Here is a 6,000-nt window from a genome sequence, read left to right as displayed (position 1 = left end):
AGTCAAGGCTGGTGATGATATACATGCACTGATCACGTCTGTTATGTTGAGGCAGACTGTCCTGCTCCTCAGCTTTAACAGCATCGTTATAGTAAACATTAACCCTGACAGGCTTATCTGCAGTAGTAGTAACCGATTTCTGGTCGGGTTTTTTTGGGGTTGCGGAGTACGTTCCGATGAAATGCTCCGGTAAACGGTGCAGCTCAATACTTCGCTGGGCAATGACCATTGTTTCAATTTGCCCGTACTTCGCGGCAGCCTGAATAACCTCCTTGCTGTTGATTTTTTGCCCTGCCAGCTCATTCAGTACAAAACCTTGATTTGTACGGCATTCCTGGATTTTGAACTGACATCCTGTAGCCTCTCGTATAACGAAATCGATGCCGCTCTCCTGCAGGTTGATTATATTGATGAAATCAAGGTAAATACGGTCACCACAGAACAGGACCTTTCCCATGTTTTTCAGGACGCCGTAGTTAACATTGTGATTTTCAGCTCCTGTGCCCTCGGTGATATGGATATATACCGGAGTCATGGTCGACAGTGAGTATGCTGAATGGTACTTCAGCTGGTGATTCCTTGTCTCGCCCCTGTGTTTATGGCCATCAGGGCGCTTGCTTTTACGCAGCGCTCCAGAGCCGCTCGTATCATAATAGTTGCCTGACTGAACGTAAGCCTGAACATATGAGCCATCCTGAATCACGATGTCATCATATGAATGTAGATTCAAAAATCTCAGGACTTTTCTGGTCACAGCATCGTTAGACATCAGAGCAAGTCTTTTACTCTCGAAGTAGATCATCTGCATCAGCACAGAGGAGTAATCTACAAAATCCCTTGTAAAATCAGGGTCAGCAAGCCATGAAATGATGCTGTTACTGCTGATATCGAAGTCGTCCCTGACGCATCTGGATATGGAACTTATGCACATTGTTCCATTAGCCGGACGCTGCTGTTCAATCACCTGTCCAAGAGACAGAATCAGCTCTGATGGCTTAAACTTCTTGGACCTGCTGGTAGATCCAAGTGTTTTAAACATCTCATCGATCACGTCAGGATTGAGCAGATCAGCCACAGTGCATTTAAAGGTGTAGTCCCTTATCCTGACATGATATCTTGGGCGTTCCTTTCCTACATATTTCCCCGAAACATAGACATTCTTGTTGGCGAAGCCGAGTTTTATATCAACTTTCGGCAGTTGTTCCTTGGGCAGTCTGGTCTCAAGGCTGCTTATGCCAAAAGCCTCCTCCAGGGCTTTGCCCTTTTTATCTTCTTCGTCATCGTCACCATCCTCCATGAGCTCTTGCATAGTTTCCGCATCCGGTGCACCAGACACTGTTTCTTCAGGAGCACTGCCATCTGGCGCATCTGCCGGGGTATCATTCCCAGTTTCTTCAGCTGCACAGCTATCTGAAGCATCTGCTTGGGTATCACCCATAGTTGCTTCAGCAGCACCGCCATCTGAAGCATCTGCAGGGGACTCACCACGGGATTTACCCTCATCCTTGTCTGAGTCTGCATTCCCGGTAGCATAAGCAGATGATCTAAAACCGAGATAAAAATCATCGGTCAAGAACATCTGCCCATAATGCCCCGGCTCCTTCCTGAATCTTTCTTCCAGGATTGCAAGCTCAAGCGCAATGTCCTTCTCACAGTAGTTACTTACCCCAAGAATGTTATGTTTGTCTGTCTGCTCCATATGCAGCTCAAGACAGGTACGTACCGATGCCGCCAGAAAGTTCTCTGTGACATCGCAGACAGAGTCAGTGTTCTTCAGGAACTGATCATGAAAGTCATGTTCATTGTCCAATACTGATGGCGCAAGAATAGAGATCGCCTTTTTGCCGATATATTCGGCATAATTCAGGTCCTTGCGCAGAAATCTAGCGATGGCTAAAACCTTCCTGGCGCGGCGAAGTCTCACCTTCTTTTTATACTTGGCGCGAAGCTCTCTGGTAGAGTTTCTATGCGTACTAAGAGCCTCTCTGCCCTTTTTACCGCGCTTCTTAAGGCTCTTGCCCTTCTTTCCTTTAGGAAGCTTGGTATTTCTGTGTTTGCGATAGACAGAATCACAGCATCTGCGCATGATACGCTCCTCTGAAACCGACTCGTACTTGTCGGACAAGTCCATATTGAAGATAAAAGCTGATTTCTATCGGCTTGAAAGGACCTTCATAGTTCCTGGTTATCGGCTCCTTAAAGCAAGCAAAAGGCTTGGCGCTAAAGTTTTTCTGGGCTAGAAAAACAGCTTTTCCTCCGGGAATAATAGGTATATAGTGAAAAATTGCCTGGCAATTTTGGCCGCCGCGGTATTGACAGCTCTTGTCGATGGTAATATTATGTGGCACAGTAGGGGATAACTCCATTTACATAGAAATTTAAACGGATCCCCTATTCTATCATTTTTGAGTTGTATTTGCTAGCGATTTTTCGCTATTTTTTATCACTCCATAGATACATCATTTTCAGTTTAAAAACCTCAAAACTAGATACTACTTTTGAGGCTTTAATTAAGCAAATTTTGCTTTTTTTGATGTGTGGCTATGATCCAAAACAGATTGGAAAGCTCAATTCGCAACCAGGCAAACGTTTCTGCCAATCAGGCTGATGCCCGCAGCAGAATTCGTGATGCTGACTTCGCCGAAGAGTCTGCAAATCTGTCCCAGCAGTCCATTATTCAGCAGGCCGCTACATCCATGCTGATGCAGGCTAACACACGTCCACAGCTTGGTCTGTCCCTGTTAGGCTAATAGTCTTTTATGCGTAAACTATAGTTTTGTAAAGCAAAACATCTCCAGCAGTTTACGCTTTGTAAAACAGTTAACAGAACAACAATATGGGTTATGTTGCTGGAATATAGAGAGTAAAAACCTGAATACACAGTGGCATAAAGACCATAAGATTCAGTATTTAAGAGGTTCACTATGGCCGTATATGTAAATACAAACGTCTCCAGCCTAAATGGACGTAGGTACCTGAACAACGTTCAGAATCAGCTGACTACTACATACCAGAGACTCAGTTCAGGCCTGAGAATTAACAGTGCCAAGGATGACGCAGCAGGCCTTCAGATCTCATCCCGCCTGACAACCCAGATTAATGGCCTTAACCAGGGCAACCGCAACGCCGCTGACGGTATTGCTCTTGCTCAGACCATTGAAGGCGCAATGGACGAAACTACTGCCATGCTGCAGAAGGTTCGTACCCTTGCAGTGCAGGCTGTAAACGGCACTAATACTGCCGAAGATCGTGCTGCCCTGAAGAAAGAAGCCGATGCCTTAGGTGCCGAAATCGATCGTATTGCCGAGAAGACCACCTTTGGTGGCAAAACCATATTGGCAGGCGGTGTAAAAGATGCTGGTAACATTTACGATGGCGCCAACAACTCTGATAAAACCAAGGGTGTTCTGTTACTTCAGGTTGGTGCAAACAGCGGCGATACCATCAGCTTTGAAGTTAACAATATGCGAATGTCTCAAATTGTTGAACGCATTAAAGGTCAGGGTGCTCAAGCTGCAGATATCTGGACAGCTGCAAACGGCTTTAAGCTCGACTCCGCTGATAACGCCAGCAAGCTTATTGCCCATATTGACGCCATGATCGCTGATTCTGACAGTCAGCGTGCTGGTCTAGGCGCTATACAAAACAGATTGGAAAGCTCTATGCGTAACCAGGCAAACGTTTCTGCCAACCAGGCTGATGCCCGCAGCAGAATTCGTGATGCCGACTTCGCCGAAGAGTCTGCAAATCTGTCCCAGCAGTCCATTATTCAGCAGGCTGCCACTTCCATGCTGATGCAGGCTAACACCCGTCCACAGCTGGGTCTGTCCCTGTTAGGCTAATTGATTTGTATGACGCTGCATTATGCAGCGCTGCAGGCAATGTGTATTGGGCATAATAAAGGTATGGCTCATAACGCAAGGAGCTTCCTCATTTTGGGGAAGCTCCTTTGTTTTTAATGACTGTTGCTGTTTTCATGATTTAAATGCTTTTAATTTTAGAAAGCAAAAATAAAGGGACAGTTCCTGATGGTCAGGAATTGTCCCTTTGGGTTTTATAGAGCGATAATTTAGTAATCTGAATTAAGATGTTATGCTAAGACTGCCACGGCAATTATGCATTTCTGCTCTTGCTGCTCTTGCTGCTCTTGCGGGCCGCTGTTTTTGCGGCTGTTTTTGCGGCTGGTTTTGCAGCTGCCTTTGATTTTGACCTGGCAGAGCTTGATGCAGTAGCTTTTGTTGCGGCAGCTTCTGCTGACGACTTCTCTTTCTTTGCTGCTGATGCAGAGGACTTGTCTGCAGCTTTGTCGGCTGCTTTATCTGCCTTTGCACCTGCCTTTTCCCTGGTGGTGCTGGTTGATGCAGTTACGGCGGCCAGTTCCTGGGTGCGCAGAAACTCGACTATTACCTGCTCAAGGATCTTCATGGCCTTGCGGATAAGGCTGCGGGTAATGATTAGCGGTGGGGTAAACCTGATGACATCGTGGCCGGCAAGCAGCACAAGCAGCTTGTGGCGGGTACAGATCTTCTGGAACTGTGAAGCCAGTTCTGAGTACTGAGGAGCCAGCTGTGCGCCGACCATCAGACCCCAGCCTCTGACGTCAGAGAAAACATTGTAGTGATCGTTGAGACGACGCAGCTCAGCACGCAGGAAGGAACCGGCATCGGCTACGTGGTCAAGGAAAGTCTGATCGGCAACGGTATCAAGCACATAGCAGCCTACGGCACAGGCCAGCGGGTTACCACCAAAGGTAGAACCATGAGTACCCGGGACAAAGTGACGGGCGAACTTCTCCATGGTTAGAATGCCGCCAATAGGCACGCCTGCAGCAAGTCCCTTGGCTGTGGTTACCACATCAGGCTTAACACCGGACTGCTCGTAGGCGTAGAAGGTACCGGTACGGCCAACGCCGGTCTGAACCTCATCAAAAATCAGCATGGCATTGTGCTTTGTGCACAGCTCGCGTACTCCATGCATAAATTCAGTATTGCCCTCAAGGATGCCGCCTTCACCCTGTACTACCTCAACGATAACAGCACAGGTCTTGTCGCTGATGGTTTTGCTGAAGGTTTCGAGGTCATTGTATGGCAGGTGGGTAATACCGCCAGGCACTGGACCAAAGCCCTTATAGTACTTTTCCTGACCACCTACGCTTACTGAGAAGAAAGTACGACCGTGGAAGCTGTGCTTGAAAGAGATAATCTCACTCTTCTCCTCACCGTAATTGTCAAAAGCAACACGACGGGCCAGTTTGAGAGCTGTTTCATTGGCTTCAGCACCTGAGTTTACAAAGAAGACGCGCTCAAAGCCGGTTAGCTTTACCAGTTTCTTGGCCAGGGTAAGAGTCTTGTCGTTTACAAAGACATTGCTGACGTGCAGCATCTTCTTGGCCTGCTTGTTAATGGCCTTAACAACACCAGGGTGATTGTGACCAAGACAGTTGACTGCAATACCGGCAGTCATGTCCAGGTATTTATTACCCTCGGTATCGTAAAGCCAGCATCCCTTGCCCTTTTCAAGAACCATGTCCTGAGGAACATAGCAGGGAACCATTACTTCATCATAGGTTTTTCTGGTGATCTTCATTTGTTTTCCTTGAAACTTTTGTCCCGCCGGGCTCCTGCTGAGAAACTAATGCCTGTCTCCTGAGGAGAATGACTGTCTTTAATGCTGATGTCCGGTGTTTATCCTGGTAATACAGTCTGCCTGAACTCAGGCATAGGACCTGGCCATACACTCTTCTGCTGCTTTGCTTTTGTTTGCTGCAAGTGCTCTGGCCTGATGAGCTGTGCGTCCGTTGCCGGGCAAGCTATGGTAACTTTACCGTGATTTACATGTTTAATCTGGTCTTAGCTTCAGACGACAGCATGAGCTGCCTGACTGGTCATCTTGTTGCTGTTTTCCAGCTGCTATTCGCGGCTGCGGTAGCTGCTGAGGCTGTTGCGGTTTTAGCTGTAGCGACTGCGGTAGCGGCTGATGCTGTTACTGTTTTAGCTGTAG

Annotated in this window: 3 protein-coding genes and 1 pseudogene; 2 read left to right on the top strand and 2 right to left on the bottom strand. The window is 47.4% G+C overall.

The genetic code is table 11. The features are described 5' to 3' along the window. The coding region (locus tag MXE41_RS11265; protein WP_247100562.1) for a transposase at positions 1 to 2,131 on the bottom strand (2,131 nt) is incomplete at its 3' end. 415 nt (positions 2,132 to 2,546) lie between these two features. On the opposite strand from MXE41_RS11265, the pseudogene MXE41_RS11260 reads away from it, so the two are divergent. Beyond that, positions 2,547 to 2,750 (top strand): annotated as a pseudogene (locus MXE41_RS11260) (flagellin); the annotation flags it as partial. Positions 2,751 to 2,924: 174 nt separating this feature from the next. Beyond that, positions 2,925 to 3,842 (top strand): flagellin, encoded by a 918-nt coding sequence (locus tag MXE41_RS11255; RefSeq protein WP_247100561.1) that lies wholly within the window; start codon positions 2,925 to 2,927, stop codon positions 3,840 to 3,842. Between the two features lie 271 nt (positions 3,843 to 4,113). Here MXE41_RS11255 and MXE41_RS11250 read toward each other — a convergent pair whose 3' ends face one another. Continuing rightward, entirely contained in the window at positions 4,114 to 5,586 is a 1,473-nt protein-coding gene (locus MXE41_RS11250) for an acetylornithine/succinyldiaminopimelate transaminase (RefSeq protein WP_247100560.1), read from the bottom strand. Between the last annotated feature and the right edge of the window lie 414 nt (positions 5,587 to 6,000).

Origin of the sequence: Anaerobiospirillum sp. NML120449 (assembly GCF_023051105.1) — a bacterium.
GTDB lineage: Bacteria > Pseudomonadota > Gammaproteobacteria > Enterobacterales > Succinivibrionaceae > Anaerobiospirillum.
This window is presented reverse-complemented; position numbering and strand designations above follow the sequence as displayed.